This window comes from Gordonia sp. CNJ-863 (genome assembly GCF_001942325.1).
In the GTDB taxonomy this organism is placed as follows: Bacteria; Actinomycetota; Actinomycetes; order Mycobacteriales; family Mycobacteriaceae; genus Gordonia; species Gordonia alkanivorans.
Map to the genome: position 1 here is coordinate 1 of NZ_MKKG01000044.1, position 18,821 is coordinate 18,821.

15 protein-coding genes and 2 pseudogenes are annotated in these 18,821 nt (G+C 66.3%); 3 read left to right on the top strand and 14 right to left on the bottom strand.

Features of this window, described 5'->3' with window-relative positions; genetic code table 11:
- Nucleotides 1-145: pseudogene (locus BJF87_RS25930) on the bottom strand (IS3 family transposase); the annotation flags it as partial.
- Between the two features lie 152 nt (nucleotides 146-297).
- Between BJF87_RS25930 and BJF87_RS18375 the strand changes: the two are divergent.
- Nucleotides 298-1,608, top strand: coding sequence for a nitrate/nitrite transporter (locus BJF87_RS18375; RefSeq protein WP_035753994.1), 1,311 nt, complete (start codon nucleotides 298-300; stop codon nucleotides 1,606-1,608).
- 132 nt (nucleotides 1,609-1,740) lie between these two features.
- Nucleotides 1,741-3,072 (top strand): DoxX family protein, encoded by a 1,332-nt coding sequence (locus BJF87_RS18380; RefSeq protein ID WP_075863710.1) that lies wholly within the window; start codon nucleotides 1,741-1,743, stop codon nucleotides 3,070-3,072.
- 21 nt (nucleotides 3,073-3,093) lie between these two features.
- On the opposite strand, the gene BJF87_RS18385 is transcribed toward BJF87_RS18380, so the two are convergent.
- The 10 genes and pseudogenes from BJF87_RS18385 to BJF87_RS18430 form a co-directional block, all read right to left on the bottom strand.
- Nucleotides 3,094-4,290 (bottom strand): Wadjet anti-phage system protein JetD domain-containing protein, encoded by a 1,197-nt coding sequence (locus tag BJF87_RS18385; protein WP_006357794.1) that lies wholly within the window; start codon nucleotides 4,288-4,290, stop codon nucleotides 3,094-3,096.
- Nucleotides 4,287-7,685, bottom strand: coding sequence for an ATP-binding protein (locus BJF87_RS18390; RefSeq protein ID WP_006357793.1), 3,399 nt, complete (start codon nucleotides 7,683-7,685; stop codon nucleotides 4,287-4,289). Before BJF87_RS18390 ends, BJF87_RS18385 begins: the two co-directional genes overlap by 4 nt.
- The gene (locus BJF87_RS18395; RefSeq protein WP_006357792.1) at nucleotides 7,682-8,269 is read right to left on the bottom strand and encodes a DUF4194 domain-containing protein; all 588 of its coding nucleotides are present in this window, start codon (nucleotides 8,267-8,269) and stop codon (nucleotides 7,682-7,684) included. The genes BJF87_RS18390 and BJF87_RS18395 overlap by 4 nt, the downstream gene beginning before the upstream one ends.
- A complete protein-coding gene (locus tag BJF87_RS18400) occupies nucleotides 8,266-9,708 on the bottom strand; it encodes a DUF3375 domain-containing protein (RefSeq protein WP_006357791.1) in 1,443 nt (480 codons plus the stop codon). Before BJF87_RS18400 ends, BJF87_RS18395 begins: the two co-directional genes overlap by 4 nt.
- A gap of 40 nt (nucleotides 9,709-9,748) precedes the next feature.
- Complete coding sequence (locus BJF87_RS18405; protein ID WP_006357790.1) at nucleotides 9,749-10,147, bottom strand: type II toxin-antitoxin system VapC family toxin; 399 nt, start codon at nucleotides 10,145-10,147, stop codon at nucleotides 9,749-9,751.
- The gene (locus tag BJF87_RS18410) at nucleotides 10,144-10,377 is read right to left on the bottom strand and encodes a type II toxin-antitoxin system Phd/YefM family antitoxin (protein WP_040004014.1); all 234 of its coding nucleotides are present in this window, start codon (nucleotides 10,375-10,377) and stop codon (nucleotides 10,144-10,146) included. The genes BJF87_RS18405 and BJF87_RS18410 overlap by 4 nt, the downstream gene beginning before the upstream one ends.
- 55 nt (nucleotides 10,378-10,432) lie before the next feature.
- The gene (locus BJF87_RS18415) at nucleotides 10,433-10,633 is read right to left on the bottom strand and encodes a hypothetical protein (protein ID WP_006357788.1); all 201 of its coding nucleotides are present in this window, start codon (nucleotides 10,631-10,633) and stop codon (nucleotides 10,433-10,435) included.
- Nucleotides 10,634-10,664: 31 nt separating this feature from the next.
- The gene (locus BJF87_RS18420) at nucleotides 10,665-12,119 is read right to left on the bottom strand and encodes a wax ester/triacylglycerol synthase domain-containing protein (protein ID WP_006357787.1); all 1,455 of its coding nucleotides are present in this window, start codon (nucleotides 12,117-12,119) and stop codon (nucleotides 10,665-10,667) included.
- 2 nt (nucleotides 12,120-12,121) lie between these two features.
- Nucleotides 12,122-13,609, bottom strand: coding sequence for an HAD-IB family hydrolase (locus BJF87_RS18425; protein WP_006357786.1), 1,488 nt, complete (start codon nucleotides 13,607-13,609; stop codon nucleotides 12,122-12,124).
- Nucleotides 13,606-15,908 (bottom strand): annotated as a pseudogene (locus BJF87_RS18430) (glycerol-3-phosphate 1-O-acyltransferase). The gene BJF87_RS18425 and the pseudogene BJF87_RS18430 overlap by 4 nt, the downstream one beginning before the upstream one ends.
- Nucleotides 15,909-16,110: 202 nt before the next feature.
- On the opposite strand from BJF87_RS18430, the gene BJF87_RS18435 reads away from it, so the two are divergent.
- Nucleotides 16,111-16,752, top strand: a complete 642-nt coding sequence (locus tag BJF87_RS18435) for a trypsin-like peptidase domain-containing protein (protein ID WP_006357784.1) — start codon at nucleotides 16,111-16,113, stop codon at nucleotides 16,750-16,752.
- Nucleotides 16,753-16,852: 100 nt separating this feature from the next.
- Here BJF87_RS18435 and BJF87_RS18440 read toward each other — a convergent pair whose 3' ends face one another.
- The 3 genes from BJF87_RS18440 to BJF87_RS18450 all read right to left on the bottom strand — a co-directional run bounded on the left by BJF87_RS18440 (nucleotide 16,853) and on the right by BJF87_RS18450 (nucleotide 18,801).
- Entirely contained in the window at nucleotides 16,853-17,056 is a 204-nt protein-coding gene (locus BJF87_RS18440) for a cold-shock protein (protein ID WP_005193773.1), read from the bottom strand.
- Nucleotides 17,057-17,236: 180 nt separating this feature from the next.
- Nucleotides 17,237-18,484, bottom strand: a complete 1,248-nt coding sequence (locus BJF87_RS18445) for an NAD(P)/FAD-dependent oxidoreductase (RefSeq protein ID WP_006357783.1) — start codon at nucleotides 18,482-18,484, stop codon at nucleotides 17,237-17,239.
- Nucleotides 18,481-18,801, bottom strand: coding sequence for a 2Fe-2S iron-sulfur cluster-binding protein (locus BJF87_RS18450; RefSeq protein WP_035754009.1), 321 nt, complete (start codon nucleotides 18,799-18,801; stop codon nucleotides 18,481-18,483). Before BJF87_RS18450 ends, BJF87_RS18445 begins: the two co-directional genes overlap by 4 nt.
- Nucleotides 18,802-18,821: the final 20 nt, after the last annotated feature.

Consider the following 18,821-nt stretch of genomic DNA (forward strand, 5'->3'; position numbering starts at 1 on the left):
CCCAGCGATGCCAGGTCGACTCTGTGACCTCCAGATGCCGGCACACCTCAGCCAACTCCTGCCCGGTCCCGAGGAGCTTGTTGCCCTCGGCCAGCTTGCGGATGATCTGATCCGGCGTATGCCGCCGGCGCTTGCTACCTGCCATGTCGTCGTCGATTCTTCCTGCCCAAACACTCGGGCAACAGAGTCGCACAACAACTGGACCACTACGAAGGGCCCACCTCAAAACCGGTTGCGCGCACCCCGACAATGGTGAGGTGACCGAACGAATTCTGCGCGCGTGAACGTCGGCGACCGATGACCGCACCCGCGCGCTCGAGCCAGGCCATGGTCGTCTGGCTGGTCGGTCTCACGGTCTACTTCGTCGCGGTCCTGCAGCGGTCCTCGCTGGCCGTGGCCGGTTTGCTGGCGGCCGAACGCTTCGACATCACCGCGTCGCAGCTGTCGACCTTCGTCGTGCTGCAGATCCTGGTCTATGCGTTGATGCAGGTCCCTGTCGGACTTCTGGTCGATCGGTTCGGGCCGCGGCGGGTGATGCTCACCGGGACGCTGATTCTCGTCGTCGCGCAGGTCAGTTTCGCTATCGCCGACAGCTACCCGTGGGCGCTGTCGTCCCGGTTCTTCATCGGCATCGGTGACGCGATGACGTTCGTGTGCGTTCTGCGGTTGGTCACCAGTTGGTTCCCGACGAAGCGGATCCCGTTGATGACTCAACTCACCGGGGTGCTGGGTCAGTTGGGTGCGGTGGCGGCGGCGATCCCGATGACGTGGGCGCTGTCGACCCTGGGATGGACGCACGCGTATCTCGCCACCGCAGCCATGGGCGCCGCTCTGCTGCTGGCCACCTGGCTGGTGGTGCGCGATTCGCCGACGGCGCGCTCGGTGTCGGGTCCGGTCCTCGGGTGGGCGGGTATCCGGCAAAGCCTGAGCGCGTCGTGGGAACATCCCGGTACCCGCCTGGGTTTCTGGATGCACTTCTCCACACCTTTCAGCGCCAACGTCCTCGGACTCCTGTGGGGCTATCCCTTCTTCGTGGAGAGCCAGGGCCTGAGCGCCGGCGCCGCGGGTCTTCTGTTGACGATCATGGTGCTCGCGATCATGGGCTTCGGCCCGGCATTCGCCTGGCTGATCACCCGATCACCTTGGCACCGTTCGACGTTGGTTCTCGGGGTGATCGCGAGTATCGCGACCGCCTGGGCCGTGGTGCTGGCGTGGCCCGGCCCGGCGCCGTTCTGGCTGCTCGTCATCCTCGTGATCATCTGCGGGATGGGTGGTCCGGCGTCGATGGTCGGCTTCGATCTCGGCCGCACCTCCAACCCCGCCTCTCGCACCAGCACAGCCACCGGGCTGATCAATCAGGCCGGGTTCCTCGCGACCCTCGTCACCGCCGGCTTGATCGGTCTCATCCTGGACTGGCGCACCCCGGATGGCGTCGAAGGCTATCCGGCCGAGGCATTCACCTGGGCCATGGCCGCGCAGTTCCTGCTCTGGGGACTCGGTGCGATACAGATCTGGCGGTACCGCCGGAGAGGCCGCGCACGGCTGCTGCTCGACGACCCGGAGCAGTGGGCGCGCCAGTCCGGCCGTCCGGTTCCCGAGCAGCCCTGAAACCCTTCAGACCCTCTCGATCGATGTGGTCGTCAACCCCGGATGACCCGGAGGTGACTCACCCGGAAGTAGGGGGTGATCTCGGTCCTTTCACCGATGTGGCGGCCACCTTCGCCGGCTTAGCCTCGCGATATGACTGTGATCGACACGGCCCAGGACGCGGAGGCCGCCCCCACCAGAGAACCTTCGACCCCGATCCGTCGTTGGGGTCCGGCCAGGAAAGTGGCGTTCCGGTTCGCCTTCATCTACACGGCACTGTTCTGCCTCACCTTCGCGCAGATCACCTTCATGTTCTTCGGCCTACTGGGAAACCTGCTGCCGGAGAACATGATCGTGTGGCAGATGAATGCTCTCGCACCGGTGATGGAGTGGTTCGGCCGCAACATCTTCGGGGTCGAGGCAGTGCTCGATCTGGACTCGGGGAGTGGCGATCAGACCGCGATCTGGGTCTATCTGTTCCTGATCGCCGTAGTCGCGGTGGTGGCCACAGCTCTGTGGTCGGCCCTGGATCGTCAACGGCCAGAATACATCCGCTTGTGGTCGTGGACGGTGCTGTTCCTGCGGCTCGCACTCGGCGGGCAGATGCTGTTCTACGGATTCGCGAAGCTCATCCCGTCGCAGATGGGCCAACCCCCACTGGCGACGCTCCTCGAACCGTACGGCGACTTCAGCCCGGCGTCGGTGCTGTGGATGCAGGTGGGGAGTTCACCGGTCTACGAGATCCTGCTCGGCAGCGTCGAGGTACTCGGCGGTCTCCTGCTGTTCTGGTCGCGCACAGCCACGCTCGGCGCGATCGTGAGCTTCGTCGCGATGGTCCAGGTGTTCATCCTCAACATGACCTTCGACGTCCCGGTCAAGATCCTCTCGTTCCACCTCGTGGTCTTCTCGCTCATCCTGTTGGCACCGCAGATGCGAAACCTCCTGGATCTGTTCGTATTCGGACGATCAGCGAATCCCGTCAACCCGCCCGCACTGTTCACACAGGACAAGCTCAACCGGTGGGCGGCGGGGATCCAGGTGGTCCTGGGCATCTGGGTGGCGATCGGAGCGGCCCAGATCAGCTGGACCGCGTACCACGAGTACGGCGGTGGTGCACCCAAGCCCGAGCTGTACGGCATCTGGTCGGTCCAGGACTTTCGCACCGACGGTAGGTCGGTGCCGCCACTCACGACCGACGAAATCCGTTGGCAACGGCTCGTGTTCGACACCGGTGGCGCGACGACTCTGCAGATGATGCACGGTGCACTCGTTCCGATACCGGCCGAGATCGCCGACGGCACACTGCGGCTTCAGCAACCAGCTGCGGTCCTCGATATCGATCGTCCCGACGATGACACCCTCGTGTTGAGCGGCGACCTCGACGGCACTCCGACCACGATCGTCGCGCACCGGATGGACCACGACGCCATGACGTTGCGGAGCAGGGGATTCAACTGGGTCCAGGACGAGCCGTACTTCCGGTGAGATCCTGCACGCCATGTTCGATCAGCGGAACCGGCCCGAGGCTCGTCCGGCACGCTCAGCGCACCGCAACGACGTCGACGAGAACCGTGCGAGAACCCATTCCCAAGCGACTCGCTCCTGTTCGAGGCGCACACGTGTGCCGAGTGAGTCTTCCACGAGGTCGGTGTAGAGGGCTCGCTCGGCGGGTGTGAGCCGGGTGAGCGCAGACGTCGCCGGACGATCCTCGGTGACCCACCGATCCCGGTGCGCGAAGAGGGTTTCGCGGTCCATCAGGATCGACTCGGTCTGGGGGAGCCAGGTCCGTAGTCGGTCGAGAATGGCAAAGCCGTGCGTGTCGATGTCGCCCCAGTACCAGACCGGAACATCGGTGAGCCAGGGGAGCCGGCCGATGCGATCCACTTCGAACCCCTTGCCCCACAACACCATGCCGTCCTCGGGGACGTCGACACTGAGATAGGTGATCTCGTTCTCGACGACGAGCACACGTCGCGGTCTCAACGTCACCTGCGCGAGTTCGTCGGCCCGGACGCTGATCTCGGTCAGCCGCTCGGGCAACCCCAACGTCGACGACGGCCGCAACCGCACGAACTCAGGCTTCGCGCGCAAGCCCAGCCCGGCGAGGAAACCGGCGGCGGTCGAGGACACACCGAGCATCGACGCCAGTACCGACCGGTAGCGTTCGGCGAACTTGGTGTCGACGCCGGGGGCGGTGATCTCGCGTAGGTAGCGGCCCGATCCGCGTTGTGCGTCGAGCCATTCGTAGGCCACAATCAACCGCGGGAACTCCGAGCTCAGATCGACGGCCCGGTGAGGATGTCGGAGTACCCAGGCGCGCACTGTGGGCGTGCCGGCGGATAGGCGCAGCACCTCGTCGAACTGTGCGACGTCGCTCGCCACGCCGAGCAGCGACCATGCCTGCTCGAACGAGTCGATGACTGCTCGCACCGGAAGCTCGTTCCGCCCGACCTGCCGCCCACCGATCGACCGCCAGAGCAGCGTGTAGTGCCGATCGTCGCGCCGCCCCCGATCGAGCGTGGACACCCATTCGCGGGCCGCACCGAGGTCATCACCGATCTGCGGCGCGGTGGGGCCGCGCAGCGGTACTTCGATTGGATCGAACGGGCCGCCACTTGCATACGCGCGCAACAGGGTTCCGTCGATCCACCGGCGTCGGACCCGGGCAACGATGTCGTCGGGCGAGGTCCAGCGACCGCTCACCGCAACTGTCCGTCTCGGCGGGACCGGTACTCCTCGATCGTCATCGTCTGCAACCGTGAGAACGTGCCGGTGGGGTTGTCCACGAAGCCGATCGCCTTCACATACGGCTCGATCACATGCACCTTCTGCAGCGGCGTGACGATCAGCAACTGCAGCCCGAGCTTGGCGAACAGGTCCAGCGCGTAACGAGTGGACACGTCCGATCCCCGCCCGAACGCCTCGTCGATCACCGCGAACCGAAAATCACGAGACTTCTGCACGCCCCATTCCAAACCGAACTGATATGCCAGCGAGGCGGCGAGAATCGTGTAGGCGAGCTTCTCCTTCTGACCGCCGGACTTGCCGTCGGAATCGCTGTAGTGCTCCCACTCGATGTCGGTCTCCACGTCCCGCTCAGAGGCGGAGAACACGAACCAGTTCCGCACATCGGTGACCCGGCGCGTCCAGTTCTTGTCCGAGTCGGCGTGCCCGTCCCGACCGCGGAATCGTTCGATGATCCGCTTGACGTCCAGGAACCGCTGCTCCGAGTACTGGTCACCGTCGACCGCAAGGCTGTCGTTGGTCAGGTTCCGCAGATCGGATCGGAACTGCACCACTTCCTGATTCGTGGTGGCTTCTCGCTCCAGCCGGATACAGCGGCCCGGGTTGTACGGCACCGCGCCCAGCGCCTCGTTGATCCGGGCGATGCGCTCGTCGATCGACGCGGCCTGCCGGTTGAGCCAGTTGTTGAACCCGGCGAGCTCCTGGATGGCGTTCTTGTTCAGCTGGTCCTTGAACTCGGCCTCGAAACGTGGGAGGTCGTCGGTGGCGACGCGCTCGCGGAAGGCGACGAAGTCTGCTCGGGACCCGACGTCGGCGTCCATGTCGGCGCGCAGGTCGGGCCATCGTCGCAGGACCTCGGCCATGTACTGAGCGAGGTTCTGGCCGTGACCACCGAGCTCACGGGTGAGTCGTTCGATCCGCTGATGCAGCACGGACGAGAGTGTCGATTCCGCCGCGGGGCAGTCATCTGCCGTGGTCGGCATGACGTCGAGGCGTTGTGCCAGAGCGTCATACGACGCCCGTGCGGTCGTGAGGTCGGCCTCGGCGTGCTGTGCGATGAACGCGTCGGTCCCGGCACGAAGTTGCTCGGCCTGGTGTCGGGCCGCCGCAGTGGTTGCCAGTTTGCCGGTCAGCTCGTTGATCGTCGCGTTGAGGGCCTCGGCGTGCTCGGCATTGCGTTCCAGCGCCACCGTGATCTCCTGCAGCCGTGAGGAACCCGATTCGAGACGGGCCCGCTCTGCGTCGTGCGCCTCGACGCGATGACGGGCCTCGTCGACGTCGAGTTCGGTCCAGGAATGGAATCCCTCTAGCCGGGCGAGTGCTTCGCTGCGCTTCTGCACGACGTCTCGCTGTTCCGACATCGTGGTGATCTCCGTGGCGGCGGCCGACTGCAGACGCTCGAACTCATCGAGATCGTCACGCAGCGCGGCGATCTTGCGTTCGTTGGCCCAGCCGAGGACCCATCGCCGGGGATCGTCGACGCGGTGCCGGTCGTCCTTCTCATGACGACCACCGGAGCGCACCTGGCCTTCGCGTGTGACGGCGCGCGTGGCCGCTCGGAACTCGGCGATGTTCTCCGTGCGCCGGTGGTCGGCTCGTTTGAACACCTCGGCACGCAGGTAGTCCTCGAAGGGCCCGTCCTTGATCTCCAGGCACTCGGCGAGCACGGGAACGTCGGAAGGCTGGCGCTGTAACGGAATCTGTCGCCCCGGCACGCGCTCATATACCAGGCGCGCACCGACGTTCCGGCCGCCGGCGCCTCGAAAGGTCAATCGTCGGCCGTTGACCCACTCCGCGACCGAATCGTAGTGTTGCTGCGGCACCAACAGCGAGAGCGCGAAGCCGCGCAGAACCCGCTCGGCCGCGCCGCGCCACTCACCGTGCTCCGCGGCGACATCGAGAAGTTCGCCGGCATAAGGAAGATCGGTGTGGGTGAGCCCGAGGTCGGTGGTGAGCTGATCGCGCAGTTGTACCTGGTCGGGCGGCAGATTGCTGGTGCGGTTGCGGAGGTCGTCGAGTTCGTCGCGGATCGCATCCGCCCGTCGGACCGCGTCTTTCTCGTGTCCGATGGCGTCGGCGATCGTGGTGTCCAATGCGCGTTTGGTCGCCAGTAGCCGGGAACGTTCGTCGTCGATGAGGCCGCGCAGAGCGCTGAACTGCTCGGCGGAGGTCACCGGATCGAATCCGGCATCGGCGATTGTGGCGTCGAACAGTGCCCGGCCGTGCCGGCGTTTCTGCAGATCGTCGCGCGCCGCGGCGGTGAGCCGTTCGAGTTCGCCGACGCGGTCACCGCCGGCCCGCGCCCGCTCCTCGATGAGCGACTCGCGTTCGCGAGCCAGGTCGCGCTGGCGTGCGGTGGCTTCGTCCTGGCGGCGTAATAGGCTTTCACCTTCGGCGGTGTACGTGACGATCTCGCCGGCGAGCAATCCGGAACGGTGCTCGGCGATGAACAGCCGAACGGCCGCGCGCTGCAGGTCCAGCTCATCACGTTCGGCCAGTGCGGCGTCGTACTTGCGGCTGGTGGCGACGATGGGATCGAGTGCCTCGAGCTGCTCGCGGGCTCGCTTGACGGCGTCGAACGCCTTGGTGAGGTCGTCGAAGTGGCTGATGATGTCGCGGACACGCTCGGAAGCGTCGCTGGGTTCGAGCATGTGTCCGCGCACGAACTCGTTGAGGTTGCCGACCGACTTCATCGACACCGTCTGGTGGAGCAGTTCGAGCGCTTGCTCGGACCGTATGCCGAGCAGCCGTCGCATCGAGGTGGAGTATTTCGGGAATTCGTCGACCACCTCGGCACCGCCGGACCGGAGTCGCTTGCGCAGGTCGCGGAGGTCGGAACCGAAGTCCGCGAAGTCGGTGGCGATGGTGAGTTGTTTGGTCGCGGTCACATAGAACCGGTAGGGCTGCCCGACGGTGTCGCGTTGCTGGAACACTTGAGCGAGGGTCACGGTCTCGTCGTAGCCGCCGTTTCCGAACACACCGAGGATGACCGAGTAGGTGTTGCGGTTCTGCCGGAGGCCTTTCGCGCGGGATCGCCCTGTCGATTCCTGTCGTTCGGACTTGTAGTGGCCTTCGACGTAGGAACGAAGTGTGCGTTCCTTGACCTCCGCACCGGCGGCCTTGTTGTAGGCGATCTTGTGAGCGGGCATAAGCAGGGTGGTGACCGCGTCGACCAGGGTCGACTTGCCCGATCCGATGTCTCCGGTGAGCAGTGCCGTCTCCGTGCCAGGGGTGAGTCGCCACACCTGTCGATCGAACGTGCCCCAGTTGAGGACCTCGACGTACTGCAGACGGAATCCCGCCCCCTGGGCGGGCCCGCCGAGTTCGACCGATGAGAAGAGTCCCTCGGTCATCGGCTTCCTCCGTCATCGGCCGGCCGTCCGGCGTACTCGCGGAGCTTGCCCGCGAAATCCGACAGTGTCTGCGCGTCGATGTAGGCCTTGATGATGCGCCGGACCTCCCACTGGTCGGTGTGGCCCCGCAGTTGGCGCAGGAATCCGAGTTCGACAGTCTTCTTGATGGTGCTCTCGGCCTGGTCGACGAGGCGTGCCTCGTTGGTCGACTCGGCCTGGAACAGGCGCAGCATCTCGACGATCTGGTCGGTCGACAGGACGAGTCGACCCTCGCCGCCGGTGATCTCGAACTCCAGCAGGCGTTTGCGGAGGAGTACCAGTAGCAGGCTGACGTTGTAGGTCAGTGCGCGGCGTCGGACCAGCCGCGGAAGTGGTTCCTGTTCTTCTTGTTCCGGCCGTGAGCGGAGGTAGGCGTAGCCCTCGGAGTCGTCGACGACGACGTCGACTCCGATCGTGGCGAAATGGTCGCGTACGCCGGCCCCGGATCGCTCGAGCGTGGCCCAGGCATCCGCGTCGGATTCGCGGTAGACCACGCCCTGCATCAGCCGGATGATGGTGCTCGCGACGGCGCGTTCGTCGGTCATCGTCGCCTCACCGTGACTCTCGGAAGCCGGGCACGCCGGATGGTGTCCGGATCGTTGGGATCGGGGTATTCCAACAGGGTCTCGTCGGAGGCGTCGATGTCGATGCTGACGTCATCGTCGTCGAGCGCGAGATAGCCGACGATCTCGGCTGCGCCCTGCTCGATCGGGTACATGCCGACCACATCGGACAGCAGCGCGGACGACCGCTCGGGCAGGATCGCGCGGATGTTGGCAGCCAGACGGGCCTGGTCGACGAAGGTTTGGGTGAACAGCAGCTCGGCGTCGAGGTCCTCGGTGGCGTGCTCGATGTGGCTCTCGACGGTCGCCGAGGCGGGCTGCTGGTAGAGCGGCCGTTCGAAGGGCAAGGCGATCTCGATCCCGGGCTGGTCGACGTCGAGACCGAAATCCAGTGTGTCGCCGCGGAGCTCGAGCGCGGTGCTCTCCACGGCACGGACGAGGTCGAAGACTCGGCGGTTCTCGAGCCACACCTGGTCGTCGAGGAAGCGGCGAAGTTGTTCGGAGATCTGGCGGACGGTGCGCTGGGTGCGGTCGGCTGCCTCCGACCAGTCGTGGTGGATGCCGCGGATGCGGTGGTCGACTTCCACGAAGTCGAGCGAGGACACCTTGTCGAGCAGGGCGGACAGTTCGGTCTGCCGAGAGTCGGAGAGCAGGAACTCGAAGAACGACTGGAAGCTGCGCCCCTGGTCGGACGAGGCGATCTCCGACCGACTTCCCACCAACTCGGCGAGGAGTTCGCCCTTCGGGCCGTCCCAGGCGGCGATCTTCTCGCGGGCGGCGCGGTCGAGGAGGCGAAAGTTGTCCTCGACCTCGCGGAAATCGGAGAGCAGCTCACGCGCGGTCGACGACAGCTGCTGGTAACGGTCTCGGACCCCTGTCTGGTCGAGAACCGCGATGTGGCCGGACTCGACGGCGTCGATCTCGGCGTCGATCTCGGCACGACGCCGCCGCAACTCCGCGAGTCGGACCCCCGGGTCGGATTCGACGCCGTGCACGATCTGCCGGAGCAGTTCGACGACGGTGTGCAACCGCGACTCGGTTCCGACGAAGGCTCTGCCCTGGAGGGAGACGACCCAGGAGTATGCCTTCTCGAAGGCCGGCGTCACCTCGTAGTGGACTTCGTCGTCCCCCGGCGGGTAGAAGCGACGGAGAAAGCCCGCCTCCGTTGCGGCCCAGTCCTCGAGGTACGCACGAGGTTCCTTCGGGAATCGAGCCTGTCCGTCTTCCGCTGCGGCTGCGGTGTTCAGGTCGTAGAGGAGGTCGTCCAACGCCGCGGCGAGGTCGTTGGCCGAACTCGCACCCCGGTTACCCTCGACGAAGTAGTTCCCGAGGAACGTCAGGATGAGCGGGGAATGGTGAGCACGCAGCAGCCGCCATGCGGGATGTCGTTCCCACAAGCCGGTGAACGCGTGGAAGTCCATGGACCAAGAGTAGGCAACCCGTCGGACATCGTCGTCTCGATCACCGGCAGGTGTCGATGACGGGGACCAGTGTGCCCCGGCGGATGGCCTTGTCGCTGGTGGCGATGGTCAGCCCCCGGCGAGTGGCCTGAGCGACGATCATGCGGTCGAACGGGTCGCGATGGTCCCACGCGAGTTGTCCGGCATGTACTCCATCGATCGCGTCGATGGGTAGATCCATTGCTGCCATCGCCGCAATGGTTTCGCTCCACGACGACAAGAGGGGGCCTGCATCCAGGCGGCCCAACCTGGTCTTGATCGCGATTTCCCAGGCCGATGCTGCCGAGACGTAGAGGTTGTTGGCGGAATCGCCGAGGATGTCCAGAGCTGACGGAGCGAGGCGGTCTGGGTCGGTCACGAGCCAGAGGAGAGCGTTGGTGTCGAGCAGGATGTCGGTCACGGCTTCGGTTCCCAGGCCTCGAGCTCGTCGTCGGGCAGCGGATCATCGAAATTGTCGGGAATCCTGATGCCAGGGAACTGCCCGAACCGGCGCGCCCGCGGCGTAGCGGGGGCGAGCACTGCCACCGGCCGACCATGGTTCGTGATCGTGACCGACTGTCCCGTCCGTTCGACTTCGGCCAGGACGGCGTTCAACCGGGCTTTGGCTTCGGTGCTGCTGATGGACTTCATGCCCCAGTGTAAGCCCATTCTGACTAGTGCAACCAGTCCGAAAGCCCCGTCTCGTTCAGAGCAGCAACAACCACACGAACCGCAGCACGATGGCACTGATCCCGAAGATCGCGGCGGCGATCAGCCATCGGCGGGCGAGACGGTCGGCGACCAACGGTTCCTGTCCGCGACGCAGATAGGTGAACGCCGCCATGATCGCGCACACCGTCGCAGCCACGCCGCCGACGAGGACCAGCGTCAGCATCACCGTGTTCACCGTTGCACCCCATCGTCTGTGAGTGGGGCCCTCACACCACCCGCTTCAATTCGCCGGGTGTGACGCCGTCGTCCGCGGCCAGCGTGAGCACCTCGCCGAAACCTGCCACCAAACAGTCCGCGAACAACTCCTGGTCGGTGATCGCGGCTCCGTCGGAATTGATTCCGAGGCAGGCGGTTCCGTTGTGGGTGATCATCGTGGCCATCATGGCGCAACCGGGGAGCGGGCCGAAGGGGAACATGCGCTCGACCTTGGCGCCGGCAACATAGGTGTCCCAGGGGATTCCGGGGACGTTGCTGGCCTGGAGGTCGTTCTGGCTCGTCGTGCCGCTGAACCGCATCAGGACTGTGCCGGGCATCCAGGCCATCACCGATCCGAGGGTGTTGAAGATGTCGACCGCCGGTTCGTGGCGGGCTTGTCGGACCTGCTCGCGGATGGTGAGCACCCGTTCGAAGGGATCGGCGATACCGACCGGGCCGGCCAGCCGGCCCACTGCGATTCGGTTGCCACCCGCGGGATCCTCGGGCCGCCGCACCGAGATCGGGATCGCCACCGGCATCGTCTCGATGGGCGAGCCCATCTTCTCGTGGTACAGACGGAATCCTCCGATCAACCCGGCGAGATAGACGTCGTTGATCGACGATCGCGCCGCGGTCGCAGCTGCCTTCATGTCGGCGAACGGCACCTCGAAGGCGCTGAACCGCCACGACAGACTGCGGTGGGCCAACAACGGAGAACCCGGAGGACTGACGAGTCCGGCCACTCGCGGCACCGAACGGCCATAGCGCAGAGCGGTACTCAACGCCTGGCGCGGATTGGTCAGCGCGCGGACCCCGCGGAACGCGGTGTCAAGGCGGTGTGGAATCCGGCGAACCTCTTCGCCGATCTGCCGCTGGAGCAGGTCGAGCGGCGTGATGTTCACCGGGTCGGGACTCGGCGGCTGAGGTTTGCTCGGATTGTGCTCCCGCGTCGGTGAATGCAACTGTGCCAGGCCGAGGATCGCACCCAGTCCATCGGTGAGCGCGTGATGCGCCTTCAGGAAGTACGCGGCCTTGCCGTCGGGCAACCCTTCGATCAGGTAGCCCTCCCACGGCGGGCGTGCCGCGTCGAGTGCAGTCATGGCCAGCTGTTCGCAGGTGGTCAGCAGTGCGCGTATGCTCCCGTCGCCGCCGAGGCGGATCCGGCGCAGGTGGTAGTGCAGGTCGAAGTCGGGATCGACTGCCCAGCTGGGTGTCCCGGTCCCGAAGGGAGAATCGACGACCCGCTGACGGAAGCGCGGAGCCATCCGGCTCGCCCACTCATGGGCGGCGACCAGGCGGTCCCAGTCGGGATCGCAGTCGTAGATCTCCAGCATGCAGATCGTGCCGCGCATACGACGGTCCGTGTCGCCGCGCCACATGATGGTGTCCACCGAGGTCATGTGCGGGTCGCTCGCCCAGTCCAGGGGACGGTCGACGCCTTCGGTGAGATCAGCCTCGTCGGCCATCGTCAGTCCTCCTCGGACGGTGTGTGCAGGGATTCCACCGAATCGTCGACGAATGACTCCAACGGCCAGTCGGCGAGCGCCGTGACATACATCTGGCGTACCTCCTCGGCGCGGGTGCCGATCTCGTCGGCCGTCCACTCGCTGGTGTCGATGGGTGGCAGGACCATCACCTCGACCGTACCCGGGCGAATGAGTTGCGCACCGCGCCACATCAATTCACCGGTGTTTCGAAGCACGACCGGGACGATCGGCACGCCGGCCTGCATGGCGATGTGGAACGGACCCTTCTTGAACTTCCCGATCCGCGGCGTCGGGGACCGCGTCCCCTCCGGCGACACGACCAGGGACATCCCTTCTTCGCGCAGCGCTTTCACCGCCGGTGCCAGTTGCTCGATGGCCTTGCCACGGTCGGCTCGATCGATGAAGACGAGCCCCGCCTGACGCAGGATCTCGCCGAGCACCGGGACGCGTTGGACCTCTTTCTTGGCGACGCCGGTCGCATCCGAGCGGACCAGGCTGATCATGACCGGGAGGTCAAGCTTCGACTGATGGTTGAACAGGAAGACGCACGGCCGGTCCGAGAAGAGGTACTCGCCGCCGTCGAGCACCTGTACGTGAACGCCGGCCAGGGACAACCCGACGTCGTTGCCGGTGGGCAGCGCCTCCACGAGCGCGTGCGGGTCGCGACGCACCAGACCGGCGGCGGCACCGACGGCGGCGGACGCGACGAACGAGCCGTAGAAGGCCCCGGTCCGGGCCAGCATCCCGAGACGGTTGTAGGTGGGGTTCTTCAGGTCGATGATCGGCCAGCCTCGGGACTCGGCCTCTGCGCGCAGGATTCGGCGGGGCGAGATCGCCGCCGGGTTGCCCACGGACTCCAAGTAGGGGATGTCCTCGTTGCCGTCGCTGTAGGCGAAGGACGCGTCGAGGTCGATGTCGTTCGCACGGGCCAACTCTCGGACCGCGGCTGCCTTACCCGGTCCCCAGAGCGGTCGGCCTTTGATGTTTCCGGTGACGACGCCGTCGACGACCTCGACATCGGTGGCGAGCGCGAAGTCCGCACCGATCTCGCGGGCGATCGGCTCGATCTGGAACCGGGTGGCCGACGACGCGATCACGATGGTGTGCCCCATCTCCCGGTGCGCACGCAGGATCTGCCACATCTGAGGACGCAGCTTGGCTGCGGTCTCGTACTTGAACAGGTGCTCGCCGAAGGCGATCAGCTCTGCGTAGGTCTTGCCCGCGAATGTGGGCCGCGTGGCCGCCAGGACCTCGGCGTAGTCCTGCTCCGATACGACGCCGCGCAGGCCGATCACCAGGAAGTCGGCGAGCTCGCCGAGTCCGAACTCCATGCTGCGCAACCGCGCCCGCATGATGGCGGCGGCGGAGAAGCCCTCGATCAGCGTGCCGTCGTAGTCGAAGAGCGCGGCCACCTTCTTGCCCGTCGGCGCGGAACGGATGGCCCGCATCCGGTCGGTGAACGCGCTCACCGCTCTTCCTCCCCGACGACGATCGGCTGCAGGTCCTCGATGGCCGCGATCCGTGCGAGCCGATCCCGCATCAGTTCGACCTCGTCGAGCCAGTTCTGGCGGGCGACGCGGAGATCGACAATGTCCTCACCGTGGATCAGGCCGCGGTTGTCGGCGAGACGATAGGCGCCGTCGTAGAGATCCTTGGACACCGAATCCTGCTCCGCAGAACAGCTTGCAGCGCGAGCTGCCGACCCAGACCGAGGCAGTCCGCGATCAGCGCATCCTTCTCCTGGGCGGTGTTGCCCAGTTCCACCAGTTTGGTCGCGACCACCAGCTGGGCGTCGAAGAACGGTTGGAGGGTGCGTCGCGCGAACAGTGCTCCGGTGTGGCCGTGCAACACCTCGTAGGTCCACTCCTGCGTGGGGGTGACCGCCCGCCAGCCAGGAGCGAGGAGGTCGAGTTCGATGCCGAGCCGATGCAGGAACTCGGTTTTGGGTGGGAAGAAGAACTCGAACTTGAGGAGGTCGCGGATGCGGAGGGCCTCGCGCTGTGCGGCGGTCAGCAGCGCCTCGTCGGGTGCCGGTGGGGAACCGACGTGGCTGCTCCGGATGGGGGTGCTCCCGGCCTTGACCTCGCCCTCGGCCAGCGCCAGCAAGCCCATCTCGACGATCGCGCGGTCGACGAAATGGTGCAGCGCGCCGTTGCGGTAATACGCTGCGACGGCCCGGTTCTCGGGAACCACCGACCAGACCTGTTCCGAACCGCCCTCGTAACAGCTGACCACGCCGTTACCGGCCAGCACGCGCAGCGTCCGGACGAGTCCGACGCCGCGGCAGAGCGCGGGATCGGGTCCGGGTAGGCCACGGCGGTCGATGTAGTCGAGCAGGGGAGCGAGGACGGCCTCGATCTCGGGCAGGGTGTACGCGCGGTCCTGTGCACCGAGCGCTGCGAAGCCGACGAGTGAGGTGGCGGTGATCGGTGTGGCAGAGTTGATCTCGTCCATCACGCGGAACGCGACCTTCTCCAGCTGCGCGGGCCCTTCGCCGACCTCTTCCAGCGTCTCCCGCAGCGAGATCGGGGTGCCGAAGCGGACTCTGGCCTCGCCGAGGTAGCTGCGTTGGGCCTTGGCGTAGCGCAGCAACCAGCCGACGCCCTCGGGCTTCTTGACGCCACCCGCGTCCTCGTCGGCGATCGCGCCGACCTCCTGCAACTGGTCGTAGACGATCGACGTGGGAACGATCGTCACGTCGACGTCGTCGAGCTGTCCCGCGGCGTCGACGACGTAGTTCAGGAGTCCGAGCATCGGCTTGCGCAGCTTGCCCGTCCGGCTCCGGCCGCCCTCGATGTACCACTCGAGGTTGAACCTCTTCTCGATGATGTAGGCCAGATAGGAACGCATCGCGAACTTGTAGACCGGGTCCGACCCGAACTTGCGCCGGATGAAGATCATCCCCGCGCGCCGGGCGACCGGACCCACCGGCCAGAACGACAGATTGTTGCCACCCAGCACGAGGTTCGGCGGAAAGTCGTTGTTGCGCAGAACCGTTGCCAAGACCAACGGGTCCACGTAGGAACGGTGGGAGGGCAGGAAGACCAGGCCGGTCGACTTGTTCAGCGTCCTTAGCGAGTTCAGGGTGTCGACGTCGACGGCGACGTTCCAGGCGCGTTCGTGGAGACGGTTGAACGTCGCGGAGAAGATGTCGTCCATCAACCTGCTCTGCGTGGCGACGAATCCGGACAGTTTGTCGGTGGCCTCGGACACCACCGCATCGGTGGGTCGGCCGAGTTCGGCGGCGAGCTTGGCCGCGCCGCTCTGGAATCTGGCCGAGCTGCTGATCTGTTCGGCCACCAGGCGCGGAACCTTGTACCGGTCGCCGACGATCTGGCGTTCGGCACGTTCGGCCGAGACCGACGCCGCGATCCGGACGTACCGGTCGAAGGGTTCGCCCTCGGCCTGGTCGCGCGCATGCCGTTCGCGGAGCTCGGCGATGGTCGCCGGTTCTCCGGCCACCACGCGAAGAGCGTCGGGCCGTCGTTTGCGGATTATCGGCTGCATGAGGCCGAGCGGTCGACGCGGATTCGACAGCACCAGCACGTCGCCGAGAGTCACCCGCCGCTCGCCCTGGCGCGCCGCCGGTAGCCACACCGGCCGTACGGGCACGAGGAGCGTGTTCGGCGAGAGGGCGTCGAAATCGACGTCGGCGCCCTGCCGCACCTCGGCGTCCGGGTAGGCGTTCGCGGCCCAGTCGTTGACCGCGCGCATCTCACACGAGGTGCGGGCCTTGGTCAGGACCAGAACGGGATCGGACATCTGCATCACCCTCACGTCATCGTCGTCGACACCGCGCCGGTGTGCTCCCGTGCTCAGGTGTCCCATGGCGGTTCCCTGAGGGAGACCGCCATGGGTCCCATTGTGTCGTGGGTTACAACGAGCGGGGCGGGTTTCGGGTGACCGCGGCACTCCTCGGCGCGGAAGGTCACCGCCCGGTTAGGCTGAGCTGGTTGCCGGGGAAGGAAACATGGGCATTCGAATTCGTGCGTTGACGGCGCTGGGCGCGTCGGCGGCTCTGGTCTCGACCCCCGCGGTGGTGGCGGACGCGGCAACTCCGACGGTGCGGTCGGGGATGGAGATCAGCATCGATGACACGGTGGTGACCTCGAACAGCTGCACGCTCGGCGCGGTCATCTCCGCCAAGAAGGCGCTGACCGCGGGACACTGCGGGGTCGTGGGTCGGGCCGTCCACGACCGCACGGGCAAGAGAATCGGGACGATCACCGCCAATCGCGTTGCGCAACGGCTCGACATCGCGGTCATCGGATTGGCTCCGCGTACCGCGGCGCGTATCGACCCGGTGGATTGGAATGCGAAGTTCGACCGGGGACAGCTGGTCTGGAAGTCGGGGATCACCACGGGTTACGGAACGGGCAAGGTCACCGATCCGGCCGAGGTGCTGCGGACGTCGCACGGCTTCTCGCTCGCACCGCCGTTCCTGACGAGGCACGACTCGTATTCGATTCAGACGAGCCTGCGTTCGGAGTCGGGCGACAGCGGCGCGGGTGTCCGGGACAGCCGGGGCCGGGTCGTCGGCATCCTGTCCTCGGCGACCCTCGAGGGCACGGTCGTCGTCCCGGTGTCACGTCTCCCGCGCGCACTCCGGTAACTGCAGGGCCGTGCGAAACCGATTCGATGCCGAACCCGGAAACGACGAAGCGCCCCATCTGGCCGGAGCCGGATGAGGCGCTTCGTGAAGTCAGGTGTGCTTAAAGCGCGCTGACGTTGGTTGCCTGCGGGCCCTTCTGGCCCTGCTCCACGTCGAATTCGACGCGCTGGTTCTCTTCGAGGTTGCGGAAGCCGCTACCGGTGATCGAAGAGTAGTGGACGAAAACATCGGCGCCCTGATCGTCGGGTGCGATGAAGCCGAAGCCCTTTTCGCCGTTGAACCACTTGACGGTTCCCTGTGCCATACTGCTGTACTTCTTTCTTCAGTTCAGCAGCCACCAAAACTGATGACCGCCCGCCAAGTGTGGCACAGAAAGCCCGTCCTGGGAAACGGGGAGTGCGAAATTCCACAAAACAGGTGCGCAATGGCGGGTTCTGGGTGCCGACTCGGCGCGTTCAACCGTCGATCACGCGGAGCGCTTCACTCAGCTGGTCGGGGTCAGGGGCGTGACGAGCGACCTGAGTGGCTTCGACGTGTCCGACGCCACGTCCGGATCGATCGCGGCCCCCTGTGCCAGCGCCCGTTTGATGGCCATGTGCTCACGAGGATCATTGACGGTGTCGCCGGCGATGAGCACGTCGTCGCGGTAGTAGAGCACGGTGAGCCGATCCTCGGCGCCTCGGCGCACGACAAACCGGTCGTGGCCGTCCGAGATTCCGGCGATCTGGATCTTCAGCGCGCCCTGGTTGGACCAGAACCACGGCACTCCCCGAGCCGGGGGGTCCCGGTCGAGCAGGGTGTGGGCGGCGGTCCTGCCCTGTTCGACGGCGTTGTTCACCGACTCCACGGCGAGGAGTTCTCCCGGCCGATGCGGATGCGGTTGTAGGGTGCAGTCGCCGGCCGCCACGACGTACCGGTCACTGGTCCGGGCGTGGTCGTCGACGACGATCCCGGGGCAGCACCGCACGCCCATGAGTGTCGCGAGCTCAGTGGTCGGAACCGCGCCGATCCCGACGACGACGAGGTCAGCAGGGATCGATCGACCGTCGTCGAGGATGACGGAGTCGGCGCGTCCCCCGGTGACGCCGATGGCGGTCACCCCGCGGCCGGTCTCGATCCGGATGCCGGCGGTTTCGTGACTGTGCCGAACAAACGCCGATATGGGCTCGGCCACAACACGTCCCAGGACTCTGTCGGCGGCCTCGATGACCGTCACCGTCGCGCCGCGAGCTCGCGCCGCCGCGGCGACCTCGAGACCCACGAAGCCGCCGCCGACGATGACCACGTCGCGGGCGGTGTCGAGACCCGCGCGGATGACGTGCGCGTCGTCGATGGTGCGTAGTGCCACCACACCTTCGCCGTCGGCGCCGGGTACGGGCAACCGCCGGGGGACGGAACCGGTGGCCAGGGCGGTTCGGTCGAACGCGAGGACGGTGCCGTCGTCGAGGGTCGCGGCACCGCCGCCGTTGTCGTCGTCACAACGCTCGACCGACGCCACGGAACGGCCGGTGATGAGCCGGATGTCGTTGGCCGCGTAGAACTCCGGCGCACGCAACACCGCCGGCTCATCTCCGTCGACGAGAAATTCCTTGGACAGCGGAGGCCGCTGGTAGGGAGAGAAGGGTTCCGCGCCGACCAGGCAGATCTCGTCGCTGTGGCCCAACTCGCGAAGGGTCACCGCGATGCTGAGACCCGCCTCGCCGCCGCCGACGATCAGGATGCGCCCGCTCACTGCTCGGGTGCGATCGTCAGGACGAGCCCGTCGAGCTCATCGGTCATCCGGATCTGGCATGACAGCCGGCTGCACTCGGTCGCCGGGGTGAGTGCGTCTTCGAGCATCTCCTCCTCGAAGTCCTCGGCCGTGCCGGTGCGGTCGATGTCGCCGGGCTCGACGAACACGTGGCACGTCGCACAGGACAACCCACCCCCGCATTCGCCGATGATGCCGGGTACGCCGAACTTGACAGCCGTCTCCATCGCGGACGCGCCGGCTTTCGCCTCCAGCTGATGCTTGGTGCCGTCGGGGCTGATGAACGTGATGGTGGGCAACGCCAACTCCTCTATCCCTA

What these genes read in the sequence shown, in the direction of transcription:
- BJF87_RS18375 (WP_035753994.1), top strand. Translation starts at nt 298, where the DNA reads ATGACCGCACCCGCGCGCTCGAGCCAGGCCATGGTCGTCTGGCTGGTC.
- BJF87_RS18380 (WP_075863710.1), top strand. Translation starts at nt 1,741, where the DNA reads ATGACTGTGATCGACACGGCCCAGGACGCGGAGGCCGCCCCCACCAGA.
- BJF87_RS18390 (WP_006357793.1), bottom strand. Translation starts at nt 7,685, where the DNA reads ATGACCGAGGGACTCTTCTCATCGGTCGAACTCGGCGGGCCCGCCCAG.
- BJF87_RS18395 (WP_006357792.1), bottom strand. Translation starts at nt 8,269, where the DNA reads ATGACCGACGAACGCGCCGTCGCGAGCACCATCATCCGGCTGATGCAG.
- BJF87_RS18400 (WP_006357791.1), bottom strand. Translation starts at nt 9,708, where the DNA reads ATGGACTTCCACGCGTTCACCGGCTTGTGGGAACGACATCCCGCATGG.
- BJF87_RS18410 (WP_040004014.1), bottom strand. Translation starts at nt 10,377, where the DNA reads ATGAAGTCCATCAGCAGCACCGAAGCCAAAGCCCGGTTGAACGCCGTC.
- BJF87_RS18420 (WP_006357787.1), bottom strand. Translation starts at nt 12,119, where the DNA reads ATGGCCGACGAGGCTGATCTCACCGAAGGCGTCGACCGTCCCCTGGAC.
- BJF87_RS18435 (WP_006357784.1), top strand. Translation starts at nt 16,111, where the DNA reads ATGGGCATTCGAATTCGTGCGTTGACGGCGCTGGGCGCGTCGGCGGCT.
- BJF87_RS18440 (WP_005193773.1), bottom strand. Translation starts at nt 17,056, where the DNA reads ATGGCACAGGGAACCGTCAAGTGGTTCAACGGCGAAAAGGGCTTCGGC.